Origin of the sequence: Streptomyces sp. NPDC047017, assembly GCF_040644175.1 — a bacterium.
Lineage (GTDB): Bacteria > Actinomycetota > Actinomycetes > Streptomycetales > Streptomycetaceae > Streptomyces.
Genome location: NZ_JBEYVW010000006.1, coordinates 350,404 through 373,029, shown reverse-complemented (window position 1 = coordinate 373,029; position 22,626 = coordinate 350,404). Strand labels below are relative to the sequence as shown.

Annotated in this window: 22 protein-coding genes; 9 read left to right on the top strand and 13 right to left on the bottom strand. The window is 74.1% G+C overall.

The genetic code is table 11. From position 1 onward, the window contains the following. Positions 1-85 precede the first annotated feature (85 nt). Together ABZ858_RS13455 and ABZ858_RS13450 are read left to right on the top strand one after the other, a co-directional pair. Positions 86-994 carry an AzlC family ABC transporter permease gene (locus tag ABZ858_RS13455; RefSeq protein ID WP_361376191.1) on the top strand — a complete coding sequence of 303 codons (909 nt, stop codon included), beginning with the start codon at positions 86-88 and terminating at the stop codon, positions 992-994. Next, a complete protein-coding gene (locus tag ABZ858_RS13450) occupies positions 991-1,299 on the top strand; it encodes an AzlD domain-containing protein (RefSeq protein ID WP_361376112.1) in 309 nt (102 codons plus the stop codon). Before ABZ858_RS13455 ends, ABZ858_RS13450 begins: the two co-directional genes overlap by 4 nt. A gap of 45 nt (positions 1,300-1,344) precedes the next feature. On the opposite strand, the gene ABZ858_RS13445 is transcribed toward ABZ858_RS13450, so the two are convergent. Next, complete coding sequence (locus ABZ858_RS13445; RefSeq protein WP_361376109.1) at positions 1,345-2,289, bottom strand: hypothetical protein; 945 nt, start codon at positions 2,287-2,289, stop codon at positions 1,345-1,347. 81 nt (positions 2,290-2,370) lie between these two features. On the opposite strand from ABZ858_RS13445, the gene ABZ858_RS13440 reads away from it, so the two are divergent. Next, on the top strand, positions 2,371-2,565 hold the full coding sequence (locus ABZ858_RS13440; protein WP_361376106.1) for a DUF3046 domain-containing protein: 195 nt from the start codon (positions 2,371-2,373) through the stop codon (positions 2,563-2,565). Between the two features lie 68 nt (positions 2,566-2,633). Then, positions 2,634-3,914, top strand: a complete 1,281-nt coding sequence (locus ABZ858_RS13435) for an AI-2E family transporter (protein WP_361376103.1) — start codon at positions 2,634-2,636, stop codon at positions 3,912-3,914. 100 nt (positions 3,915-4,014) lie between these two features. Here ABZ858_RS13435 and ABZ858_RS13430 read toward each other — a convergent pair whose 3' ends face one another. Next, positions 4,015-4,806 (bottom strand): hypothetical protein, encoded by a 792-nt coding sequence (locus ABZ858_RS13430; protein ID WP_361376100.1) that lies wholly within the window; start codon positions 4,804-4,806, stop codon positions 4,015-4,017. A gap of 360 nt (positions 4,807-5,166) precedes the next feature. On the opposite strand from ABZ858_RS13430, the gene recA reads away from it, so the two are divergent. Further along, positions 5,167-6,294, top strand: coding sequence for a recombinase RecA (gene recA, locus ABZ858_RS13425; RefSeq protein ID WP_361376097.1), 1,128 nt, complete (start codon positions 5,167-5,169; stop codon positions 6,292-6,294). Positions 6,295-6,297: 3 nt separating this feature from the next. Further along, entirely contained in the window at positions 6,298-7,203 is a 906-nt protein-coding gene (recX, locus tag ABZ858_RS13420; RefSeq protein WP_361376094.1) for a recombination regulator RecX, read from the top strand. 12 nt (positions 7,204-7,215) lie between these two features. Here recX and ABZ858_RS13415 read toward each other — a convergent pair whose 3' ends face one another. The 8 genes from ABZ858_RS13415 to ABZ858_RS13380 form a co-directional block, all read right to left on the bottom strand. After that, on the bottom strand, positions 7,216-7,629 hold the full coding sequence (locus ABZ858_RS13415) for a rhodanese-like domain-containing protein (RefSeq protein ID WP_361376091.1): 414 nt from the start codon (positions 7,627-7,629) through the stop codon (positions 7,216-7,218). Continuing rightward, positions 7,626-8,165, bottom strand: coding sequence for a cysteine dioxygenase (locus tag ABZ858_RS13410; protein ID WP_361376088.1), 540 nt, complete (start codon positions 8,163-8,165; stop codon positions 7,626-7,628). The genes ABZ858_RS13415 and ABZ858_RS13410 overlap by 4 nt, the downstream gene beginning before the upstream one ends. Positions 8,166-8,278: 113 nt before the next feature. Further along, complete coding sequence (locus tag ABZ858_RS13405; RefSeq protein WP_332836340.1) at positions 8,279-8,350, bottom strand: putative leader peptide; 72 nt, start codon at positions 8,348-8,350, stop codon at positions 8,279-8,281. Positions 8,351-8,461: 111 nt separating this feature from the next. Then, positions 8,462-10,192 (bottom strand): FAD-dependent monooxygenase, encoded by a 1,731-nt coding sequence (locus tag ABZ858_RS13400; protein WP_361376085.1) that lies wholly within the window; start codon positions 10,190-10,192, stop codon positions 8,462-8,464. Positions 10,193-10,367: 175 nt separating this feature from the next. Next, a complete protein-coding gene (locus ABZ858_RS13395; RefSeq protein WP_361376082.1) occupies positions 10,368-11,255 on the bottom strand; it encodes an amino acid ABC transporter permease in 888 nt (295 codons plus the stop codon). Further along, a complete protein-coding gene (locus ABZ858_RS13390) occupies positions 11,252-11,917 on the bottom strand; it encodes an amino acid ABC transporter permease (protein ID WP_361376079.1) in 666 nt (221 codons plus the stop codon). Before ABZ858_RS13390 ends, ABZ858_RS13395 begins: the two co-directional genes overlap by 4 nt. Positions 11,918-11,994: 77 nt before the next feature. Then, complete coding sequence (locus ABZ858_RS13385) at positions 11,995-12,825, bottom strand: glutamate ABC transporter substrate-binding protein (RefSeq protein WP_361376076.1); 831 nt, start codon at positions 12,823-12,825, stop codon at positions 11,995-11,997. A 142-nt stretch (positions 12,826-12,967) separates the two neighbouring features. Continuing rightward, positions 12,968-13,744 (bottom strand): amino acid ABC transporter ATP-binding protein, encoded by a 777-nt coding sequence (locus ABZ858_RS13380; RefSeq protein WP_361376073.1) that lies wholly within the window; start codon positions 13,742-13,744, stop codon positions 12,968-12,970. 273 nt (positions 13,745-14,017) lie between these two features. Between ABZ858_RS13380 and ABZ858_RS13375 the strand changes: the two genes are divergently transcribed. Both ABZ858_RS13375 and ABZ858_RS13370 read left to right on the top strand, forming a co-directional pair. After that, complete coding sequence (locus ABZ858_RS13375; RefSeq protein ID WP_361376070.1) at positions 14,018-14,704, top strand: response regulator transcription factor; 687 nt, start codon at positions 14,018-14,020, stop codon at positions 14,702-14,704. A 9-nt stretch (positions 14,705-14,713) separates the two neighbouring features. Continuing rightward, positions 14,714-16,150 carry a HAMP domain-containing sensor histidine kinase gene (locus tag ABZ858_RS13370; RefSeq protein ID WP_361376067.1) on the top strand — a complete coding sequence of 479 codons (1,437 nt, stop codon included), beginning with the start codon at positions 14,714-14,716 and terminating at the stop codon, positions 16,148-16,150. Here the strand turns inward: ABZ858_RS13370 and ABZ858_RS13365 are convergent. Beyond that, positions 16,140-17,138: a TAXI family TRAP transporter solute-binding subunit gene (locus ABZ858_RS13365; RefSeq protein WP_361376064.1), complete on the bottom strand. Its 999-nt coding sequence runs from the start codon at positions 17,136-17,138 to the stop codon at positions 16,140-16,142. The two genes, ABZ858_RS13370 and ABZ858_RS13365, sit on opposite strands and share 11 nt — an antisense overlap. A gap of 142 nt (positions 17,139-17,280) precedes the next feature. Between ABZ858_RS13365 and ABZ858_RS13360 the strand changes: the two genes are divergently transcribed. Then, the gene (locus ABZ858_RS13360; protein ID WP_361376061.1) at positions 17,281-17,688 is read left to right on the top strand and encodes a hypothetical protein; all 408 of its coding nucleotides are present in this window, start codon (positions 17,281-17,283) and stop codon (positions 17,686-17,688) included. Between the two features lie 15 nt (positions 17,689-17,703). On the opposite strand, the gene ABZ858_RS13355 is transcribed toward ABZ858_RS13360, so the two are convergent. Then, positions 17,704-18,972: a glycosyltransferase 87 family protein gene (locus ABZ858_RS13355; protein WP_361376058.1), complete on the bottom strand. Its 1,269-nt coding sequence runs from the start codon at positions 18,970-18,972 to the stop codon at positions 17,704-17,706. A gap of 158 nt (positions 18,973-19,130) precedes the next feature. Further along, a complete protein-coding gene (locus tag ABZ858_RS13350; protein WP_361376055.1) occupies positions 19,131-22,607 on the bottom strand; it encodes a BTAD domain-containing putative transcriptional regulator in 3,477 nt (1,158 codons plus the stop codon). Positions 22,608-22,626: the final 19 nt, after the last annotated feature.

Sequence of the window (22,626 nt, the reverse complement as noted above, 5' to 3'; positions counted from 1 at the left end):
AGCGCGAGCGCAAGAACGTACAAGACGCGCGGTCGCGTCTGCTCCTACCGTCCGGGGTGTGGCAGAAGAGACAGCTCTCCCAGACATACGCGCCGACCGCGCGGGACCGGCCGGAGGCGGCGGACCGGCCGGAGGCGCCCGAACGGACGACGGCGGCGGGAAACCGGACTCCGCCGTCGTCCGGGACGCCCTCGGCGTCGGGATCGCCGTAGGACTGTCCGGGTTCGCCTTCGGGGTGACCTCGGCGGGCGGCGGCCTGACCGTGCTCCAGACCTGCGCGCTCAGCCTGCTGGTGTTCACCGGCGCCTCCCAGTTCGCCCTCGTCGGGGCGCTGGCGGCCGGCGGCAACCCGTTCACGGCCGCCGCCGGAGCCTTCTTCCTCGGCGTGCGCAACGCCTTCTACGGACTGCGCCTGTCCCAGGTGCTGGCCCTCCCGCGCGGGACGCGGCCGCTGGCCGCCCAGTGGGTCATCGACGAGACCACCGCGGTGGCCCTCGCCCAGCCCACCCGGCGCGGCGCGCGCATCGGGTTCACCGTCACCGGGGTCAGCCTGTACGTGCTGTGGAACGTCACCACGCTGCTCGGCGCGCTGGGCGCCAAGGCCCTCGGCGACACCGACGCGTGGGGACTGGACGCGGCCGGGCCCGCCGTGTTCCTCGCGCTGCTCGCGCCCATGCTCAAGGCCACCACCGAGCGGGCCGTGGCCGCCCTCGCCGTACTGCTCGGACTCGGCCTGCTGCCCGTGCTCCCGGCCGGGGTGCCGGTGCTGGCCGCCGCGCTCGCCGCACCGGCCGTGCTGTACCTGGAGGGCCGCCGCCGCGGCCGGGACGCAGGAGACGCACGAGACGCACGAGACGCACGAGACGCACGAGACGCACGAGACGCACGAGACGCACAGGACGCACGAGACGCACAGGACGCACGAGACGCACAGGACGATCGGGATGTACGGGGCGCATCGGACGGACGGGGCGTACGAGGGGCGGACCGGTGAACATCTGGATCGCGGTCGCCGTGACCGCCCTCGGCTGCTACGCCGTCAAGCTGGCCGGGCTGCTCGTCCCGGCCGCCGCCCTGGAGCGGCCGGTGGTGCGGCGGCTGGCCGCGCTGCTGCCCGTCGCCCTGCTCGCCGCCCTCACCGCCCAGCAGACCTTCGCCGACGGGCACGCGCTCGTCCTGGACGCGCGGGCGGCCGGGGTCGCGGCCGCCGCGGTGGCGCTGCTGCTGCGGGCGCCCTTCCTGGTCGTCGTCGCGGCGGCCGTGGTGGTGACGGCCGGGGTACGCGCCATGGGCGGGTGAGACGGGCGGGCCGCCCCGTCCCTCGGATCAGCCGAGTCCCTGGGATCAGCCGAGGGGGCGGCCGTGCGCCCGCAAGGTACGCAGTGCCTCGATCGTCACCATGGGGCGCGCCTCCAGGGCGGCGCCCGGGGCCCACTGGCGCCAGGTGACCGGCCAGCCGCCGTCCTCCTGCTGCCGGGCCGCGAGGTGGTCCAGGGAGCGGGCCATCTCCTCGTCCGTGAACCACGCGCGCGCGAGGGAGCCGGGTGTCCCGGCGAAGTCGTGCGGGAAGCGCCGCTCCTCGGGGGAGTGTCCGGGCGCGCCCGGACACTCCTGCGGTCGGGCGGGGTCCAGCACCGCGAGGCGCTGCGCGCGGACCAGGCGGCCGAGCCGGTCGGCGGCGGCCCGCGCGCGCGGGCGGTCGGGCGCGGCGTCCAGGAAGACGACGGCGGCCCCGGCCTCGTACGGGTGGGGCCGCTCCAGGGACTCGATCCGCTGCCAGCAGAAGTCGGTCGCCCGGAACAGCCAGGCGTGCCACACCTCGTTGCGGTGCAGCAGGCCGGTCACCGGTCCGGTGGCGAGGAGGTCGCCGGCCGGGTCGTCCGCGAGCGGCACGCCGGGCGCCGCCGGACCGCCGCGCAGGCCGGCACGGGCCGCGGGCAGCGCGCCGTCGGGTGTGGAGACCGAGGTCAGATAGCGGCACACGCGCTCCGCCCGGCCGCCGCCGCAGCGCCCGAGGGCGTCCAGGACACGCAGCGCGAACGCGGTGTGCGGCAGCCGGCTGGCAGGGCCGCGCAGGTCCGGCTCCAGGGCGTGGCCGTAGCCGCCGTCGTCATTGCGGTAGGCGTCCAGCGCGGTCTCCACCGGGTCCGCGCCGCCGCCCAGGAAGTGGTACGCGAACAGCCGCTGCTCCAGCACGCGCGCGGTGCGCCACACGAAGTGCTCCGCGCGGGCCAGCGGTGAGGACGCCGGGGGCGGCGGGCAGGCGGGCACAGCTCCGGTCTCGGCCATGCGTCAGACCGTAGGACGCGCGGCGGCCGCGGCAGGCGGTCCCGTCCCTGGGCTCACTCCCAGGGACGGGATACTGGGGGCATGCGGTTGACGGTCTTCTGGGAGCGGATGGCGGAGCACTTCGGCGCGGAGTACGCCGACACCTTCGCGCGCGATCACGTGATGGCGGAGCTGGGCGGGCGCACGGTGCACGAGGCGCTGGAGGACGGCTGGGAGGCCAAGGACGTGTGGCGGGTGGTCTGCCGGGTCATGAACGTGCCGCGCGAGAGGCACTGACCGGGCTCCGGGGCTCCGGGGCACCGGGGCCGTACGGGACTGTCGGCGCCATGGGCGAGACTTGCACCGTGGCACCCACTGAAGAGTCCGGGCAGACGGCCCCGCACGCATCCCCGACCGCTCCGACGGCTCCGACGCCGCCCGGCCGGCCCGCCGCCGAAGGCGCCGCCGGACCGGCCGCAGCCGGGCCTGCCGCCCGCATGCCGCGCTGGCTGCCGCGGGCCATGGTGCTCGCGCTCGCGCTCATCGCCGCCTTCCAGCTCGGCAGCTGGGCCTTCCACCAGGTCACCGGCCTGCTGATCAACATATTGATCGCGTTCTTCCTGGCCCTGGCCATCGAGCCCGCGGTGAGCCGGATGGCCGCCCGGGGCATGCGCCGGGGCGTCGCGACCTTCCTGGTCTTCCTGGGCCTGACGATCGCCACGGCGGGCTTCGTCACCCTGCTCGGCTCGATGCTCGCCGGGCAGATCATCAAGATGATCGAGGGCTTCCCGGCCTATCTGGACTCGGTCATCCACTGGATCAACGCCACGTTCCACACCGACCTCAGACGGGTGGACGTCCAGGAGGGCCTGCTCCACTCCGACTGGCTGCGCAAGTACGCGCAGAACAGCGCCGCCGGTGTGCTCGACGTGTCCGCACAGGTGCTCGGCGGGCTGTTCCAGATGCTGACGGTCGCGCTGTTCTCGTTCTACTTCGCCGCCGACGGACCGCGGCTGCGCCGCGCCCTGTGCTCCGTGCTGCCTCCCGCCCGCCAGGCCGAGGTGCTGCGCGCGTGGGAGATCGCCGTCGACAAGACCGGCGGCTACCTGTACTCACGCAGCCTGATGGCGCTCGTCTCGGGCATCGCCCACTACGTCCTGCTGCAGGCCCTCGATGTGCCGTACGCGCCCGTGCTCGGTGTCTGGGTGGGCCTGGTGTCGCAGTTCATCCCCACCATCGGCACCTATCTCGCGGGCGCCCTGCCGATGCTGATCGCCTTCACGGTCAACCCCTGGTACGCGGTGTGGGTGCTGGTCTTCGTCGTGATCTACCAGCAGTTCGAGAACTACATGCTGCAGCCCAAGCTGACCGCGAAGACCGTCGACATCCACCCGGCGGTTGCCTTCGGCTCGGTCATCGCGGGCACCGCGCTGCTCGGCGCGGTCGGCGCGCTGATCTCCATCCCGGCGGTCGCCACACTGCAGGCGTTCCTGGGGGCGTACGTGAAGCGGTACGACGTCACGGACGACCCCCGGGTGCACGGGCACCGCAACAGGGCTCCGGCGCCCGGGATGCTCACCCGCGCGCGACGGCTGTGGGCGCCGGCCCCGCCGCCGGCGGCGGAGGAGGGCTCCGCCGGGGAGTGACCGGGGGTGCGGACCGGACCCGGTCGTGCGCCGGGGGCCTGGAAAGCCCGAGGCCCGGAGGCCCGGGCCCCGGAGGCCGAGGCCCCGGCGGTCCTGGGGGTCAGTGGCTCAGGAGCGGCAGGAGCCCGGCGCCGAGCACGGTCACGCCGTAGAGGCCGACCGCGCCGGCGACGACCCGCCGGCGCACCGGCTCGCTCCAGGGCGTGCGGGACAGCAGCCACGCCAGCGCGGGCAGCACCAGGACCGCGTGCAGGCTCACCGCGTGCGGCGGCTTGAGCGCCGCCGTCGAGTGGTACGCCGCCTGCTGGTGACCGGTCCGCACCAGGAACACGCCGCGTGCGATCATCGCGGCGCCCGACGCCAGGGCGACCAGGAGGATCGCGAACCCGGAGCGCGGCGCGAGCGCCATCCCGGCGGGGCCCGCCGGGCGGCGCCGGAAGGAAACGACCGCCAACGCGGTCAGGAGCACCACGAGGACCCCGCCGCCCACCGTCAGCGTCATCGACACCGCCGTGTCGAAGGGTGTCTCCATGTTCGGGTGCGGGGGCACCCGGCGCCATGCCTGGAGGGTGATGCCGCCCACCTCGGTGACGCGGTCGGTGGCGAGGACGACGAGCAGCGCGGCGCGCGCACGACGCCCCGTGCGCAGATAAGACGTCACCCAGGTGAGCGCGATCAGCGTCGCCCCGAAGGACAGCCCAAACGTGACGGGCTTGCGCCAGGAGACGGGCCCGTCCCACGGGCCGCCGTCGACCGCGAACACCACGAGGTGGGCCAGGCCGGAGAGGACGAGCAGCAGCCTGATCGTGTGGCACAGCCGTTCGACGGTGCGGGGCGCGCGGGCATGCGGCGCCGGGGCGGAGGGGGCGGGCGGGAGCGTGGAGACTGCCATGACCGCAAGCGTCACCGAGGCGCGGCGATCCGGCGTCGCCCGGGGGAAGGCACCTGCCGTACCCCGTGGAGAGCGGGCGGGGAGCGGCGGACGGCCGGGGGCCGCGGAGGCCGTCCGGACGTCCTTCGGATGCCGCTGCGGGGTGCGGTGCGGATGCCGCGTGGCACGCTTGACACGAAAATCGAACATCCATTCTTATGGAGGCTCCGGCGAGGCTCAACCGAGGGGATTTCGCCCAGTTTTGGGGTAATAGATCCCCTGGTTATCCACAGGCCGGACATGCGTCGAGGCGCATTGTCAGTGGCAGGCGTTAGCGTCTTTGACGTGAAGCGATCGACTCAAGCAAACCGGGTGGAACCCATGGCAGGAACCGACCGCGAGAAGGCGCTCGACGCCGCGCTCGCACAGATTGAACGGCAATTCGGCAAGGGCGCGGTCATGCGCATGGGCGAGCGGTCGAGGGAGCCCATCGAGGTCATCCCGACCGGGTCGACCGCGCTCGACGTGGCCCTCGGCGTCGGCGGCCTGCCGCGCGGCCGTGTCGTGGAGATCTACGGACCGGAGTCCTCCGGCAAGACGACCCTGACCCTGCACGCCGTGGCGAACGCGCAGAAGGCAGGCGGCCAGGTCGCCTTCGTGGACGCGGAGCACGCCCTCGACCCCGAGTACGCGCGCAAGCTCGGCGTCGACATCGACAACCTGATCCTGTCCCAGCCGGACAACGGCGAGCAGGCGCTGGAGATCGTGGACATGCTGGTCCGCTCCGGCGCGCTCGACCTCATCGTCATCGACTCGGTCGCCGCGCTCGTGCCGCGTGCGGAGATCGAGGGCGAGATGGGCGACTCGCACGTGGGTCTGCAGGCCCGCCTGATGAGCCAGGCCCTGCGCAAGATCACCAGCGCGCTCAACCAGTCGAAGACCACCGCGATCTTCATCAACCAGCTGCGCGAGAAGATCGGCGTGATGTTCGGCTCCCCGGAGACCACGACCGGTGGCCGCGCGCTGAAGTTCTACGCCTCGGTGCGTATCGACATCCGCCGCATCGAGACCCTGAAGGACGGCACCGAGGCGGTCGGCAACCGCACCCGCTGCAAGGTCGTCAAGAACAAGGTCGCGCCGCCCTTCAAGCAGGCCGAGTTCGACATCCTCTACGGCCAGGGCATCAGCCGTGAGGGCGGCCTGATCGACATGGGCGTGGAGCACGGCTTCGTGCGCAAGGCCGGCGCCTGGTACACGTACGAGGGCGACCAGCTCGGCCAGGGCAAGGAGAACGCGCGCAACTTCCTCAAGGACAACCCCGACCTGGCCAACGAGATCGAGAGGAAGATCAAGGAGAAGCTGGGCGTCGGCGTGCGGCCGGAGGAGCCGGCCACCGAGGCGGCCGCGGACGCGCCGGTCACCGCCGCCCCGGGCGACGCGGCCAAGACGGTGCCCGCCCCGGCGGCCGCCAAGGCCACCAAGCCCAAGGCCGCCGCGGCCAAGAGCTGACCCGTGACACGGCGAACCGACTGGGCCGAGTACGAGTACGAGCAGGCGTACACGGCTCCCGGTGCCCCACGGGGGAGGGGCACCGGGGCCGCCGGCACCGGTCAGGACGGCGAGGACCGGTTCGGCACCGGTCCGGATCGCGAGGGCCGGTTCAGTACCGGCCCGGACGGCGAGGACGGGTCCGGCGGCGGCCTGGACAGCGGCGGTATGGACGGCACCGGCCCGGACGGCGGGGGCCGGCCGGGCGGCAGGTCCGGTGGCTCGGGTACGGGCGGCTCACGCCGGCGCGGCTCGCGTGACGGCGGGGCGCACGGCGGGCGCGGGCGTCGACGGCGGGACGTCGGCGAGACGTCCGCGGCGGACGGGGACACCTCTTCCCCATCGAGGGCGGAGCAGGGGGAGTCCCCGGGGGACCCGGTGGAGCGGGCGCGCGGGATCTGCCTGCGCCTGCTCACCGGGACCCCGCGCACCCGCAAGCAGCTCGCGGACGCCCTGCGCGAGCGGGAGATCCCCGACGAGGCGGCCGAGGAGGTGCTGTCCCGGTTCGAGGAGGTCGGGCTGATCGACGACAGCGCGTTCGCGGACGCCTGGGTGGAGTCCCGCCACCACGGACGCGGACTGGCCCGGCGCGCGCTCGCCCAGGAGCTGCGCACCAAGGGCGTCGACGTCACGCTGATCGACGAGGCCGTGGGCCGGCTCGACGACGAGCAGGAGGAGGCCACCGCGCGGGAGCTGGTCGCGCGCAAGCTGCGTTCCACCCGGGGCCTGGACCGCGACAAGCGGCTGCGCCGCCTGGCCGGCATGCTCGCCCGCAAGGGCTACTCCCAGGGCCTCGCCCTGCGGGTGGTGCGCCAGGCGCTGGAGGAGGAGGGCGAGGACACCGGGTTCCTGGACGACGGCGGGTACTGAGCGGCGCTCACCTCACGGTCCGGGCCGCGGCGACACCGGCAGCCCGGCCGAGCGCCAGGCCTGGAAGCCGCCGATCAGGTCGGTCGCCCGGCGCAGGCCGATCTGGTGCAGCGACGCGGCGGCCAGGCTCGACGCGTAGCCCTCGTTGCAGACGACGACGATCCGCAGGTCGTGGCCGGTGGCCTCCGGGAGGCGATGGCTGCCCCGGGGGTCAAGACGCCACTCCAGTTCGTTGCGTTCGACGACGACGGCGCCCGGGATCAGCCCGTCCCGTTCGCGCAGCGCGGCGTACCGGATGTCCACCAGCAGGGCCTGGCCGGTCCGGGCGGCGGCGTGCGCCTCGTGCGGGCCGACGCGCTCGTAGCCGCGGCGCACACGCTCCAGCAGTTCGTCGATGCCGGCCGGCCGCTCGTCCGGGGCGCTCACTGCCAGTCCTCCGGGCGCTCGACCTGCTCCAGGCGGAGGGTCTGGCCGGTGCGGCTGAAGCGGCGGATGCGGGGCAGCGGCGGGTAGTAGGCGTGCACGGAGACAGCATGCCGGTCGGTGGACTCGTTCAGCACCTCGTGGACGTGGTGGTGGCCGAAGGCGCGGCCCCGGCCGGCCGGCAGCCGCCGGGCGCGGTCCACGTCGTCGGTGAGTTCCAGGGTCTTCCAGCCGTCGGTGGGCAGCCGGGCGGCGAGCGAGTGCTCGGTCAGTTCGCCGGTGGCGGTGAGGAAGGCGCCGACCGAGTCGGCGTGGTCGTGCCAGCCGGTGCCGGTGCCGGGCGGCCAGCCGATCAGCCACGCCTCGCTGCCCCCGGGCCCCTCCAGGCGCACCCAGGTGCGGCCCTCGGGGTCGAGCGGCAGGGAGGCGATCAGTTCGGCGTCGGCGGCGGTGCGCCGGACGAAGTCGAGGAGTTCCGCCTGCGTGGGCGCCGCCGGAGCGGGAGCTGCCGGGGCGGGCGCGGGGGAGGAGACAGACATGTACACCGTCCTGGAGAAGGTTCGCGGTACACGCGCGCGGCAGCACGAGGGCGCGCGGAAGGCGCGGGGGCAGACGTGAGCGACGCGCGGAAAGGGCAGGGAGAGGCGCGAATTCAACAGGAGGTGCGACACACGCAGCCCGCATAGCGGACGAGGTCCATATGGACCCTCCGCCACAGGCGCACATCGGTGTCGGTCACGGTCCGGAGTACACCATGACGGCCGGAACCGGTCAACTCACCGTCACCATGCGGACCGAGGATGACGGTGCGTGCGTGGGCGAGTGCGGGGGCGCGTCAGCGGGCACCCGCCCCGGCGGGTTCCGCGGCGGGCGCGGGCCCGCCGAGCGTGGCCCGGGCCGCGGTGTAGAGGTCGGCCGGGCGCACCCCGGCCAGCGCGGTGACCAGATGGCCGTCCGGCCGTACCAGGAGGACGGTGTGCGGGGCGGCGCCCGGGTAGCTCTCCGCGACCAGCAGTTCGGCGGGGTGCGGCAGGGCGGTCACCGCGGCCGCCAGCCGGGGCATGATCCCGGCGCCCACCCAGTGGCGGCGCTCCCACACCACCGTGCCCGGCGCCACCAGCACGACCAGCAGTGCCCCGCGGCCCAGCCGGTCCCGCAGCGGCACGAACGTGCCGTCCTCCGCGGTCACCACGACGTCCGCGACCGGCGCGCCGGTCGGGGTGTCCACGGGCACCTCCGTATCGAAGCGCGGCGGCGCCAGCGGCGAGTCGGCGTGCGCTCCCGGCGCGCCCAGTGTCCCGCGCCCCAGGTGGCCGTCCATGAGGAGCCCGTCGTGACCGCGGGCGGCTCCGGGGACGTAGGCGCGCAGTCCGCCGCGCCCGCGCACCACGGGCAGCAGCTGGTCCGCGGCGCGCAGCCGGGCGGCGACGATCGCGCGCCGCTCGGCCTGGTAGCTGTCGAGCAGCACCTCGTGCGGCCCGTGGTGCCAGCTCAGCGCCAGTTTCCAGGCCAGGTTGTCGGCGTCGCGCAGGCCCTCGTCCAGCCCGTGCGTGCCGAACGCGCCCAGCAGGTGGGCGGCGTCCCCGGCGAGGAAGACCCGGCCGGCGCGCCAGCGGCGGGCCACCCGGTGGTGGACCGTGTGCACGCCGGTGTCCAGGAGTTCGTAGGACGGCGAGGTCTCGCCGGTCCAGCCGGTCAGGGTCTCCCGGACGCGGGCGAGCAGCAGTTCGGGGGTGACCAGGTCCTTGCCGGGCGGCAGCAGCCAGTCCAGCCGCCACACGCCGTCCGGGAGCGGGCGGGCGGTGATCTCCCCGGCCGAGGGGCCGGTGGTCCGCCAGGGCGGGGTGCGGTGGAGGAACGCTTCACCGGGGCGCGGGAGTTCGGTGCGCAGCGCGGCCACGGCGTACCGCTCGACGGCGGTCCGGCCGGGGAAGCGGATGTCCTGGAGCTTGCGGACGGTCGAGCGCGGGCCGTCGCAGCCCACCAGATGGCTGCCCCGCCACCAGACGCCCTGCGCGCCGCGGGTGTGGGCGGTGACGCCGGCGGGCTCCTGCTCCAGGGCGTCCAGGCGGCCGCCGGTGGCGAGTTCGACCAGCGGCTCGCGGGCGACGGCGGCGCGCAGGGCGGCGGTCAGGGCGTGCTGGGCGATGTGCAGCGGGGCGGGGCCGGCGCTCGCGGTGGTGATCTCGACGGGGTCGGTGTCCCCGGCGGTGCCGGACGTCCCGGCGGTGCCGGAGGCCCCGGTGGTGCCGGACGTCCCGGCGGTGCCGGAGGCCCCGGTGGTGCCGGACGTCCGGGTCGTGTCGAAGATCGCCTCGCCCGTCACCTGTTTGCGCCGCATGGACCACCATCCGGCCCAGCGCAGTCCGGCCCGGTCGAGCGGGGTGCCGGTCAGCCGCTCCACGAGGGCGGCGGTGTCCTCGCGCAGCACGACCGTGCGCGCGGCGCGCGGCGCGTCCGTGCCCGGCCCCTCGTCGAGGACGACCGACGGCACTTCCTGGCGCGCCAGCGCCAGGGCGAGCGTGAGCCCGACGGGCCCCGCTCCGACCACGATCACCGGGTCCACGGCGCGGCGCCCCCTGCCCGTGGCGGTGTCCTGACGGCCGGACGGGAAGAAACGGATGGACCAGGGTGCACGATCACAGAACGTATGCAACCTATTGCCGCTGCTTGCGTCAAGTGACGGGGGCAGTGGTGATCACTCCACTGCCCCCGTGCCGCCGCGACCGGCTGACCGCCCGTCAGACCGCCGCTCCGGCGGCCTCGGCGCCCGCCACCGCCGCCGGCGGCAGCACGGCGCCCGTCGACTTCTTGCCGCGCCGCAGCCGGCCCTCCAGCCAGCTCGCGAAGCTGGTGAGGCTGAAGTTGAGGACGACGTAGATGAGCGCCACGATCGTGAAGCAGGCGATGGTGTTCGCGCCGTAGAACGAACTCATCGGGTTCACCGCCGCGAGCAGTTCCGGGAAGGTCAGGATCGCGCCGCCGAGCGCGGTGTCCTTCACGATCACCACCAGCTGGCTGACGATCGCCGGCAGCATCGCGGTGACCGCCTGCGGCAGCAGGATCGACGTCATGATCTGCGTCTTGCGCAGGCCGATGGCCTGCCCGGCCTCCGCCTGCCCCTTGGGCAGCGCCAGGATGCCCGCGCGGACGATCTCCGCGAGCACCGAGGCGTTGTAGAGCACCAGGCCGGTGACGACGGCGTACAGCGGGCGGTCGTCCGAGCCGACGTCGCTGTACTGGGCGAACAGGGCGTTCCCGAAGATCATCAGGATCAGCACCGGGATGGCGCGGAAGAACTCCACGATCACGGCGGCCGGCACCCGCACCCACGCGTGGTCCGAGAGCCGCGCGATGCCGAAGAAGGCGCCCAGCGGCAGCGCGATGACCATCGACAGGGCCGCGGCGATCAGTGTGTTCTTCAGGCCGGGCAGGATGTACGTGGTCCACGCCTCGGACCCGGCGAGCAGTGGCTTCCACTTCACCCAGTCGAGCTGCCCCTTGTCGTCCAGGCTCCGGTAGACCCACCACGCCAGCACCGCGAAGGCGAGGACGAACACGATCGAGTAGACGACGTTGCGCCGCTTGGCCCTGGGACCCTGCGCGTCGTACAGCACCGAGCCGCTCATCGCTTCACCGCCACCTTCTTGCCCACCCAGCCGAGGATCAGGCCGGTCGGCAGCGTCAGGCACACGAAGCCGAACGCGAACACCGCCGAGATCGCCAGCAGCTGCGCCTCGTTCTCGATCATTTCCTTCATCAGCAGGGCGGCCTCGGCCACGCCGATGGCGGCGGCCACCGTGGTGTTCTTGGTGAGCGCGATCAGGACGTTGGTGAGCGGGCCGATGACCGACCGGAACGCCTGCGGCAGCACCACCAGGGTCAGGACCTGGGTGAAGTTCAGCCCGAGGGCGCGGGCCGCCTCCGCCTGGCCGACCGGGACGGTGTTGATGCCGGAGCGGATCGCCTCGCAGACGAAGGCCGAGGTGTAGGCGATCAGGCCGATGACGGCGAGCCGGAAGTTGATGCTGTCGAAGGCGGTCGCGCCGAGGTCGACACCGAGCGTCTGGTTCAGGCCCAGCGAGGTGAACAGGATGATCACCGTCAGCGGGATGTTCCGCACGATGTTGACGTAGGCGGCGCCGAAGCCGCGCATCAGGGGTACCGGGCCGACCCGCATGGCCGCCAGCAGGGTGCCCCAGACCAGGGAGCCGACGGCGGAGAGCAGGGTGAGCTGCACCGTCACCCAGAAGGCTCCCAGCAGGTCGTAGCCTTGAAGAAAGTCGAACACGATCTCCCGTGCTTCCGCGTGTGGGTGGGCCCCGGCTGCGCCGCCCCCCGTGGGCGGCGCAGCCGGCGGGCGCTGACTCAGCTCTTGATGTCGCCGATCTTCGGCGCCGGGTCGTTCTTGTAGTCCGCCGGACCCAGGTTGGCCTTCACGGCCTTCTCCCAGGAGCCGTCGGCGACCATGTCCTGCAGGGCCTTGTTGATCTTGGCCTTGAGGTCGCTGCCCTTCTTGACGCCGATGCCGTAGTTCTCGTTGGTCATCTTCAGGCCGCCCAGCTTGAACTTGCCCTTGAACTGGGCCTGGGAGGCGTAGCCGGCGAGGATCGAGTCGTCCGTCGTCAGGGCGTCGATCGCCTTGTTCTGCAGGCCCGTCAGGCAGGCCGAGTAGGTCGGGTACTTCTGGAGGTTGGCCTTCGGGGCCAGCTTGTCCTTGATGTTCTGCGCCGAGGTCGAGCCGGTGACCGAACACAGCTTCTTGCTGTCGAGGTCGGACGGCGACTTGATCGAGTCGTCGTCGGCGCGGACCAGGACGTCCTGGTGGGCCAGCAGGTACGGGCCGGCGAAGTCGACCTTCTCCGAGCGGGCCGGGGTGATCGAGTAGGTGGCGGCGATGAACTGGACGTCACCGCGCTGCAGCATCGTCTCGCGGTCGGCGCTCTTCGACTCCTTCCACTCGATCTGGTCCTCGTTGTAACCGAGCTTCTTGGCGACGTACTTGGCCACGTCCACGTCGAAACCGGAGTAGCCCTGCGGCGTCTTCTGGCCGAGGCCGGGCTGGTCGAACTTGATGCCGATGGCGATCTTCTTGCCGCCCGACGAGCCGTCCTTCTTGTCGCCCGAACCGCACGCCGTCGCCGAGACGGCGAGAGCGAGCACGACGGCCGAGACGGCGGTGACCTTGCGGAGCTTCATGATGAACGTCCTTTGTTCAATGCGGTGTCGTCTGGCCCGCCCGGGGCGGGCGACGGCGCCGCCGCGGGGCCGGGAGGCCGGCCGGCGGGGCGCCCGGGGCCCGGCGCGGCACGTGTCGCGTGCGCGGCGGGCCCGGAAGCCGTCAGTGGTGCAGGATCTTGGACAGGAAGTCCTTGGCCCGGTCGCTGCGCGGGTTGCTGAAGAACTGGTCGGGCGCGGCCTGCTCGATGATCCGGCCGTCGGCCATGAAGACCACCCGGTTGGCGGCGGAGCGGGCGAAGCCCATCTCATGGGTGACGACGATCATCGTCATGCCGTCCCGGGCGAGCTGCTGCATGACCTCCAGCACCTCGTTGATCATTTCCGGGTCCAGCGCGGAGGTCGGCTCGTCGAAGAGCATGACCTTCGGGTCCATGGCCAGCGCCCGCGCGATCGCCACGCGCTGCTGCTGGCCGCCGGAGAGCTGGGCGGGGTACTTGTCCGCCTGCGCGCCCACCCCGACCCGGTCGAGCAGGGAGCGGGCCCGCTCCTCGGCCTTGGCCTTGTCGGTCCTGCGGACCTTGACCTGGCCCAGGGTCACGTTCTCCAGCACGGTCTTGTGCGCGAAGAGGTTGAACGACTGGAAGACCATGCCGACGTCGGCGCGCAGCCGGGCCAGCTCCTTGCCCTCGTCGGGCAGCGGCCTGCCGTCGATCGTGATCGCGCCCGAGTCGATGGTCTCCAGGCGGTTGATGGTGCGGCACAGGGTGGACTTCCCGGACCCCGACGGGCCGATGACCACGACGACTTCGCCGCGGGAGATCGTCAGCTCGATGTCCTGGAGCACGTGCAACGCGCCGAAGTGCTTGTTGACGCTCTTCAGGGTGACCAGATCGCCGGTCGAGGCCACGTCTTCCTTGGCCATCGATACTTCGGTCATCGCTTTCAGGCTCCGTCCTCCTCGGTTGCGGAGGACAGTAGCCATGCCGTGCGAACAGCGTCATCACATCTGAGGAGGATCTGAGCATCACGATCCGATAGCAATCGGACACGTGTCGTAGCACCGGGCACAGGGGCGCGTACCGGCTGGATAACGACAGCGTGCGCGCCCCCGGAAGCCCTTGACGCGGTCCTCGTCCATCGGCGTGACTGCATGGGGCACGCGCGCGTGCCCACATCAGGAGTACGAACGGATGAACCGGAGGGGGCCGGGATGAGACTGCTGCTCGTCGAGGACGACAACCACGTCGCGGCCGCCCTGTCCGCGATCCTGGCCCGGCACGGCTTCGACGTCACGCACGCCCGCAGCGGGGCGGAGGCCCTCCAGGCGCTCGTCCCGGAGGGCGCGGGCTTCGGCGTGGTCCTGCTCGACCTCGGTCTGCCCGACCAGGACGGCTACGAGGTCTGCGGAAAGATCCGCAAGCGCACCAGCACCCCGGTGATCATGGTCACCGCCCGCTCCGACGTCCGCTCCCGCATCCACGGCCTCAACCTCGGCGCCGACGACTACGTCGTCAAGCCCTACGACACCGGGGAACTGCTGGCCCGTATCCACGCGGTCAGCCGCCGCACCGTCCAGGACGACATCACCGGCACCACCGAGACCGCCCTGCGGCTCGGCCCCGTGCGCATCGAGCTGCTCACCCGGCAGGTCAGCGTGGACGGCACGGTCGTCCAGCTCACCCGCAAGGAGTTCGACCTGCTCGCGCTGCTCGCCCAGCGGCCCGGCGTGGTCTTCCGCCGCGAGCAGATCATCAGCGAGGTGTGGCGCACCAGCTGGGAGGGGACCGGCCGCACCCTGGAGGTGCATGTCGCCTCGCTGCGCTCCAAGCTGCGCATGCCCGCCCTGATCGAGACCGTCCGCGGCGTCGGCTACCGCCTCGTCGCCCCGGCCGGGTAGCGGGCCCGGGTGCGCACCCGCCTGCTGCCGCTGCTCATCGTCCTGATGGCGGCGGTGCTGCTCGCCCTCGGCTTCCCGCTCGCCGTCAGCCTGGCCGGCGGCGAGCAGCAGAAGGTGGTCGTCGACCGGATCGACGACACGGCCCGGTTCGCCGCCCTCGCCCAGTTCGTCACCGACCGGCCCACCGGCTCGCGCCAGACCGTCCCCGACGAGCGCCTGGAGACGCTGAGCCGCGAACTGACCAGCTACAACGAGGTCTACGGCATCCGGGCCGGCGTCTTCTACCGCTCCGGCGTGGCCATGGCCAACGCTCCCGGCGACTGGTCGCTGCCCGCCACGGGCGAGGTCCGTGAGGCGTTCGGCGAGGCCCTGCTGAGCCGGCGCAGCCACGACCCCGCACAGGTCTGGCCCTGGCAGCGGCGGCGGCTGGTCGTCGCCTCGCCCGTCATCCGGGACGGCGACGTCGTCGCGGTCGTCGTCACCGACTCGCCCACCGGGCAGATGCGCTCGCGGACTCTGCACGACTGGCTGCTCCTGGGCGCCGGGGAGACCGCCGCGATGCTGCTCGCCGTCGGCGCCGCGCTGCGGCTGACCGGCTGGGTGCTGCGGCCCGTACGGGTGCTCGACGCCACCACCCACGACATCGCCACCGGACGGCTCAAGTCCCGGGTGGCGGCGGCCGGCGGGCCACCGGAACTCAGGCGGCTGGCCCGTTCGTTCAACGAGATGGCCGACCACGTCGAGGACGTCCTGGAGCAGCAGCGCGCCTTCGTCGCCGACGCCTCCCACCAACTGCGCAACCCGCTCGCCGCGCTGCTGCTGCGCATCGAGCTGCTCGCCCTCGAACTGCCCGAGGGCAACGAGGAGATCGCCTCGGTGCGCACCGAGGGCAAGCGCCTGGCCCAGGTCCTCGACGACCTGCTGGACCTGGCGCTCGCCGAGCACGCCGCGGCCGACCTCCGGCTCATCGACATCGGCGAGCTGACCGCGGAGCGGGTGGCGGCCTGGGCCCCGGCCGCCGAGGCCGAGGGCGTGGCCCTGGTGGGGGAGTGGCCCGCCACCACCGCCTGGGCCGACCCGGTGGCGCTGTCGTCCGCCCTGGACGCGGTGATCGACAACGCGGTGAAGTTCACTCCCGGCGGCGAGCGCGTCGAGGTGAAGGTGTCCGGCGGCGGCGACACCTCCACGATCGTGGTCGCCGATCACGGCCCCGGCCTCACCGACGAGGAACTGGCCCGCGTCGGCGACCGGTTCTGGCGCAGCGGACGGCACCAGAACGTCCAGGGCTCGGGGCTCGGCCTGTCCATCTCGCGGGCCCTGCTCGCCGCGGGCGGCGGCTCCATCGCGTACGCCGCCCATCGCGCCGCCGAGCCGCGCGGGCTGAAGGTGACGGTGACCGTCCCGAGGACGGAGCCCGGGTCCGCCTCCGGCGTGCCTACGGCTTGACCGAGCGGTAGTAGCGCCGCGCGCCCTCGTGCAGGACCAGCGGGTCGGTGTAGATCGCGGTGCGCAGATCGACGAGCTGGGCGGAGTGGACGTGGGCGCCGATGCCGTCGCGGCTCCTGATCACGGTCCGGGTCAGCCACTCGGTGAGCCGGGGGTCCATGTCCGCGCGGGTCATCAGCACGTTGGACACCGCGATCGTCGGCACGGTCGCGCCGTTCTGCACCGTCGGGTACGCCGACTCCGGCATGTTGGTGGCCCGGTAGTAGCGCGTGGCACCGCCCTCCGCGTGCAGCCGCGCCACCAGATCGGCGTCGATCGGCACGAACCGGAACGCGAACTTCGAGGCGAGCTGCTTGAGCCCGTCCGTGGGCAGGCCGCCCGACCAGAAGAACGCGTCGATCGCACCGCCGCGCAGTTGGCCCGGCCCGGTGTCGATGCCGTCCGCCCTGGGCTGGATGTCCTTGGCCGGGTCGATCCCGGCGGCCCGCAGCACCCGCTCCGCGATCAGCCGCACGCCCGACTCCGGCGGCCCGATCGCCACTCGCTTGCCCCGCAGGTCCGCCACCGAGTTGATCTTGGAATCGCGGGCGACGGCGAGCTGCACGTAGTCGTCGTAGAGGCGGGCCACCCCGCGCAGCCGCCCGGCGCCCGGACCGTCGTTCAGCTCGTACGTCTCCACCGCGTCGGCCGCGGCGATGGTGAAGTCGGCCTTGCCGGTCGCCACCCGGGTGACGTTCTCCTGCGAGCCGTCGCTGGTCAGCAGCCGCACCTTCAGACGCGGCATGTCCTGGGCGAACGCGGTGCGCAGCCGTACGCCGTACTCCTGGTAGACGCCGCGCAGCGTGCCGGTGCTGAAGGTGATGGTGCCGCTCGGCGGGCGCTCGCCCAGCGGCAGCAGCCACCACAGCAGCAGCCCGAGGACCACGGCGGCGACGGCCGCGCCCCGCAGGCCACGGCGCCTGCCGGCGGAGGGGGACAGCTTGGACATGGCGCGATCCTGCCAGCAGTGGGGGCGGCTGAACAGGGCCGGGGGTGGGGGTGGGGGTGGAGCAGGGGGCCGGGGTGAGGGGCAGAGGGTGCCTGTCCGTGACGGACGGCTGACTGTCACCGGCGGCCGATAGAGTCGCCGTATGAGTTCCTCCCCCGCCGACCTCGTCCGTGAGTTCCACCGCGCCTTCGGGCTCGACGTCCGCGCCACTCCGGCGCGGGTCTCCCCGGAGCTGGCCGCGCACCGCGGGGAACTGCTCGCCGAGGAGGCGGCCGAGGTGGCGGAGGTCTCGGTCGACGGCCCCCTCGACAAGCTGGCGCACGAACTGGCCGACGTGGTGTACATCGCGTACGGCACCGCCCTGGTGCACGGCGTCGACCTCGACGCGGTCATCGCCGAGATCCACCGGTCCAACATGACCAAGCTCGGCCCTGACGGCCAGGTCGCCCGCCGGGCCGACGGCAAGGTGCTCAAGGGCGACCACTACGAGGCGCCCGACGTGTCGGCCGTGCTGCGCCGGCAGGGCTGGGAGCCCGGGGGCGACGCCTGACGGGGCGGCCCCGGGTCAGGGAACCGCGGCGGGCGGCTCGGAGCCGGGCGCGGGCCCCGGCCCGGGTGCTCGCCCGGGAGCGGAGGCGGTCCGCCGGGCCGGCGCCGGCCGCGCGCAGCGCACCGCCACGACCAGCGCCAGGCCGCACAGCGTGACCGTGTCCTTGAACGCCCGGCGGGTGGAGGCGTCCAGGTACGGGACCGCGATCCCGGGCACCTGCGGCACCAGCGCCGCCCAGAACCACGGTGAGCGCGCCACCGCGCCTGGCCGCAGCACGCCCGCCGCCAGCAGCGGCACCACGACGGCCAGGTAGTGCTCGTACGAAGGCCGGGACACCAGGAACGACGACAGCATGAGCAGGGCGGCCGTCTCCGCGAGCCGGGCCGGGCCCGGGTCGGCGCGCCGCCAGCGCCGCCAGGCGCACACCAGGCCGGCCGCCGCGGCGGCCAGCGCCACCGCCTCGGCCGCGAGCGGCGGCACCCCGAGCCGCGGCAGCACCGCGGGCAGCGAGCAGTCGAAGGGCCGCATCAGCCGGTCCCCGCCCTTGAGGAGGAAGGGCAGCGTACGGGTGAAGAACCCGCCCGGGTCCGGCATGACCAGCGCGGTGCCCGCCGACAGGGCCAGCGGCAGCCCCGCCGCCCAGGCCAGGGCGCCCCACCTGCGGGCCGCCACCAGCAGCAGGAGCACCGGCAGCAGCAAAGGCTTGACCGCCACGGACAGCCCCAGCACCACCCCGGCTGCGGTCCAGCGCCCGCGGTCCGCGAGCAGCAGGGCGCACGGCAGCGCGAAGGCGCCGACCGCGGTCCAGTTCCCCAGCTCCACGAGGTGCCCCACCGGTGCCCAGCACAGCACCAGGCCGAGCAGCCCCAGCACCGCGAACCGGCTGCGCGCCGGCACCCGGAACAGCCGCAGGGCGCACCACCAGCCGCCCGCGATCAGCCCCACGCACACCGCGGGCGCCGCGAGCCGCAGCAGGGCCGCGGGCAGCAGTGCCTGACCGGCGGCGAAGAGCACGGCGCTCGGCAGGTAGAGGAAGCGGCGGTCGGCGTACGGGGCGCCGCCGTGCAGCCAGGTCTGTCCGGCGTGCAGGACGAAGGCGTTGTCCATGCCGCCCTGGGCGGAGACCACCGCCACGTGCGCGGCCCGCGCCAGCAGGACCACGGCGAGCACGAGGAGCGGCACCGGACCGGCCGGACGCAGCGGCCACGCCTGCGGCGAGCCGGGCGGGGGGACGGGCGGGGGGACGGCCGGGGCCGCGGTCCTCTGGGCGGCACGAAGCTGCATCACACGTGTACCTGTTACCTGTCGCCTGTCCGGTATGGTCCGCCATGAGCGGAACGGGGGCCGCCGGGCGATATGTCCCATTCTGGGGTCGCGGGGTCTGTCCCGGAGTCAGGGGGGGGCGGGCGTGTCGGGGCGGGCGTCGGGAGGGGGGAGCGTGCTCAGGCGGGATCGGCGGGATCGGCCGGATCGGCGGGATCGGCCGGATCGGTTGGTTCGGTCGGTTCGGTCGGTTCGGTCGGTTCAGCCGTATCAGCCGTATCAGCCGTATCAGCCTTATCGGTCGGATTCGCCGGGTGCCGTCGGCCGAAGGGCGCGGGAGCCTCGCGTACCGCTTCCTCCGGGGTCAGCCGGGTGCCCCGGGCGAACGCCTCGGCGAAGGGCCCCGCGCCCAGAGCGGCCCGCGCGGCCGAGGTGACGCGGTCCACGTCGCCGCGTTCGGCGGGCGGCAGCGGCGCGCCCACGCTGCGGCGTGCCGCGTCCGCCGCGCCGAGCAGCAGGGCCGCGTACGCCGGTCCGGGCCCGGCCGGGAGGGCCGCCGCGCCCGCGAGTCCCTCCAGCGAGAGGGCCAGGGCGCGCGGCTCACCGAGGGAGCGGGCGATCTCCAGGCCGCGCAGGTGGTGCGCGGCGGCCCCGGCCGCGTCGCCGCGCAGTTCGGCGAGGAAACCGAGTTCCGCGAGCAGCAGGTGGTCGCCGGCCGGGGAGGAGACGGCCGCGTGGCCGCGCAGGTGCAGCAGGTGCGTCTCGGCGGCGTCGAGGTCGCCCGAGCGGCGGGCGCCGAGCGCGAGCCCCATCTCGGAGTGGATCTCGCCGTACCGGTAGCCGTGCCGGGCGGCGATGCGCCGCGCCCGCTCGTGCAGTTCGCGGGCCCGGTCCCAGTCCCGGGTGAGCAGCATGAGCCGGCCGAGGCCGGACAGCCGCGCCGAGACCTCGGCCGCCAGGCCCAGTTCGCGGGCGATCCGCAGCCCCTCGCGCTGGCGGCGCGCCGCGTCCTGGTAGTCGCCCTTGATCTCGGCGAACGTGGCCAGTGGCGACACCGTCTGCAACTCGCCCCAGTGGTCGCCCAGTTCCCGGAAGAGCGCGGCGCCGCGCAGCCCGTCGCGTTCCACCGCGGCCAGGTCGCCGCGGTCCAGGGCGAGCCGCGCCCGCAGGCTGAGCGCGGCGGCGGTGCCCCACTGGTCGCCCGCGGCCGTGAACAGCGTGCAGGCACGATCGTTCAGCGCGCCGCTCTCGGCCGTGGCGCCCGAGCTGAACAGCCCGAACGCGCACAGCCACAGCGCGCGCGCCCGGCGTACCGGGTCCGCGACGGCGTCGGCGTCCCCGGTGGCGCTCACCGGCACCTGATCCCCGGTGAGCAGCGCGAACCCCGCGTGCAGCAGCGCGAGTTCGGCGGCCGACTCGCAGGGGAGGGCGCCGCCGCCGGACCCGCCGCTTCGCGCGAGCGCCGCCAGCAGGGCCGCCAGTCGGCTGCGGGCCTCGGTGAGCCGGCCGCGCAGCAGCCACCACCAGGACAGGGCGAGGGCCAGCCGCGCGGCCTGCTCCGGGGCGCCCGCGGCGGCGCGGCGCACCGCCTCGTCCAGGGCTGCGCGCAGATTGCCCGCCTCCGCGTCCAGCCGCGCCAGCCACTCGCTCTGCGCGCCGCCGCGCAGCCGGGGCCCGGCGTCCTCCGCGAGCGCGAGGTAGTGGCGCAGATGGCGGTCCCGTACGTTGTCCAGGTCCTCCATCTCGTGCAGCCGTTCCGTCGCGTACGCCGCCACCGACTCCAGGAGGCGGTAGCGGGGACCGGCCGAGCCCTCCACCACGGCCACCAGGGAGCGGTCGACGAGCCGGGTCACCAGGTCGAGCACCTCGTCGCGGGCGACACCGCCGCCCGGGCACACCGCCACGGCCGCCGCGAGGTCGCAGCCGTCGCTGAACGCGGCGAGCCGCCGCAGGACGATCCGCTCGGGCGCGCTGAGCAGTTCCCAGCTCCAGTCGATCACCGCCCGCAGCGTCTGCTGCCGGGCGGGCGCCCCGCGCTGACCGGACGTCAGCAGGTGGAACCGGTCACCGAGCCGGGCCGCCAGTTCCCGTACGCCCAGGGCGCGCACCCGGGTGGCGGCGAGTTCGAGGGCGAGCGGGATGCCGTCCAGGCGGCGGCAGATCTCCGCGACGGCCTCGCGGTCGGCCGGTTCCGCGGCGTCCGGATCGGCCGGGAAGCCGGGCGCGGAGGCCGCCGCACGCTCGGTGAACAGCCGTACGGCGTCGGCGTCGCCCAGCGGTTCCACCAGGAACACGGCCTCGCCGGTCAGGCCGAGCGGTTCCTGGCTGGTGGCCAGCACGCGCAGCCCGGGGGCGGTGCTCAGGAGCAGTTCCGCGAGTTCGGCGGCGGCGTCCACGACGTGCTCGCAGTTGTCCAGGACGAGCAGCGCCCGCCGGTCCCGTACGGCGGCGGCGAGCCGGTGGGCGGGGGAGGCGGCACCCGGCCCGGCCACCGGACCGGTGCCCGGCACGGCGTCGTCGCGGACACCGAGGGCGGCGGCGACGATCTGGGCGAGAGCGGCGGCGGTGCCGGACCGTACGCCGGCGAACTCCACGAGCCGTACCCCGTCGGGCAGTGCGCCGTCCTGCTCCGCCGCACGGGCCGCGGCCACGGCCAGGCGGGTCTTCCCGACGCCGCCGGGACCGGTGAGGGTCACCAGGCGGGCCGAGCCGAGGAGTCCGGACAGTTCGGCCAGGGCGCGGTGCCGGCCGATGAGGGGGGTGAGGGGGGCGGGGAGGTGGGAGCGGGGGGTGGTGGTGGAGTCTGTGCGGGTGGTGGACTCCGTGCGGGTGGGGGGCGACTGCGGGTCCTGGTTCCGGAACGTCCCTCGTGGTGCCGCCGGTTGGGGGTCCTGGCCCGGGGATGCCTGACGCAGGGTGCTCAAGTGCGGGTCCTGGCGGAGGACCGCCTGCCGCAAGGTGCTCAGCTCGGGGCCGGGGTCGACGCCCAGTTCCTCGGCGAGGCGGGCGCGCAGCTCCTCGTACGAGGCCAGGGCCTCGCTCTGCCGGCCGGCCGCGTACAGGGCCCTCATGTGCAGGGCGCGCAGGCGTTCGCGCAGCGGGTGCCGGGCCACGAGGTCCGCCAGCTCACCGACCAGCAGTACCTGCTCCCCGGCCTCCAGCCGCGCCTGCGCCTGCTCCTCCAGCACGGACAGCCGCTGCTCCGCGAGGCGCTGCGCGGCCCCCCGGGCGAACTCCTCGTCCGCGAAGTCCGCGTACGCCGGCCCCCGCCACAGCGCGAGGGCGTCGGTGAGCAGGGCGGCCCGCGCCCGGGGGGCCTCTTCGCGGCGCGCCTCGGTCACCAGCGCGTGGAACCGTACGGCGTCCACCTCGTCCGCGCCGCCGTCGAGCCGCAGCCGGTAACCCGGCGGCTGCCGCACCACCCGGTCCCGGCCGAGGACCCGGCGCAGCTGGGAGACCCTGGCCTGCAGGGCGCCCGCCGGCCTGCCCGGCGGCCGGTCGCCCCACAGGTCCTCGATGAGGCGGTCCGCGGAGACCGGGCCGCCGTCGTGCGCGAGGAGATCCGCGAGCAGCGCGCGGACCTTGACTTCGGGGACCCTGACGGTCTCGCCCGCGTCGTCCCACACCACCAGTGGCCCGAGCACCCCAAACCGCATGCGGATCACTGTATATGCG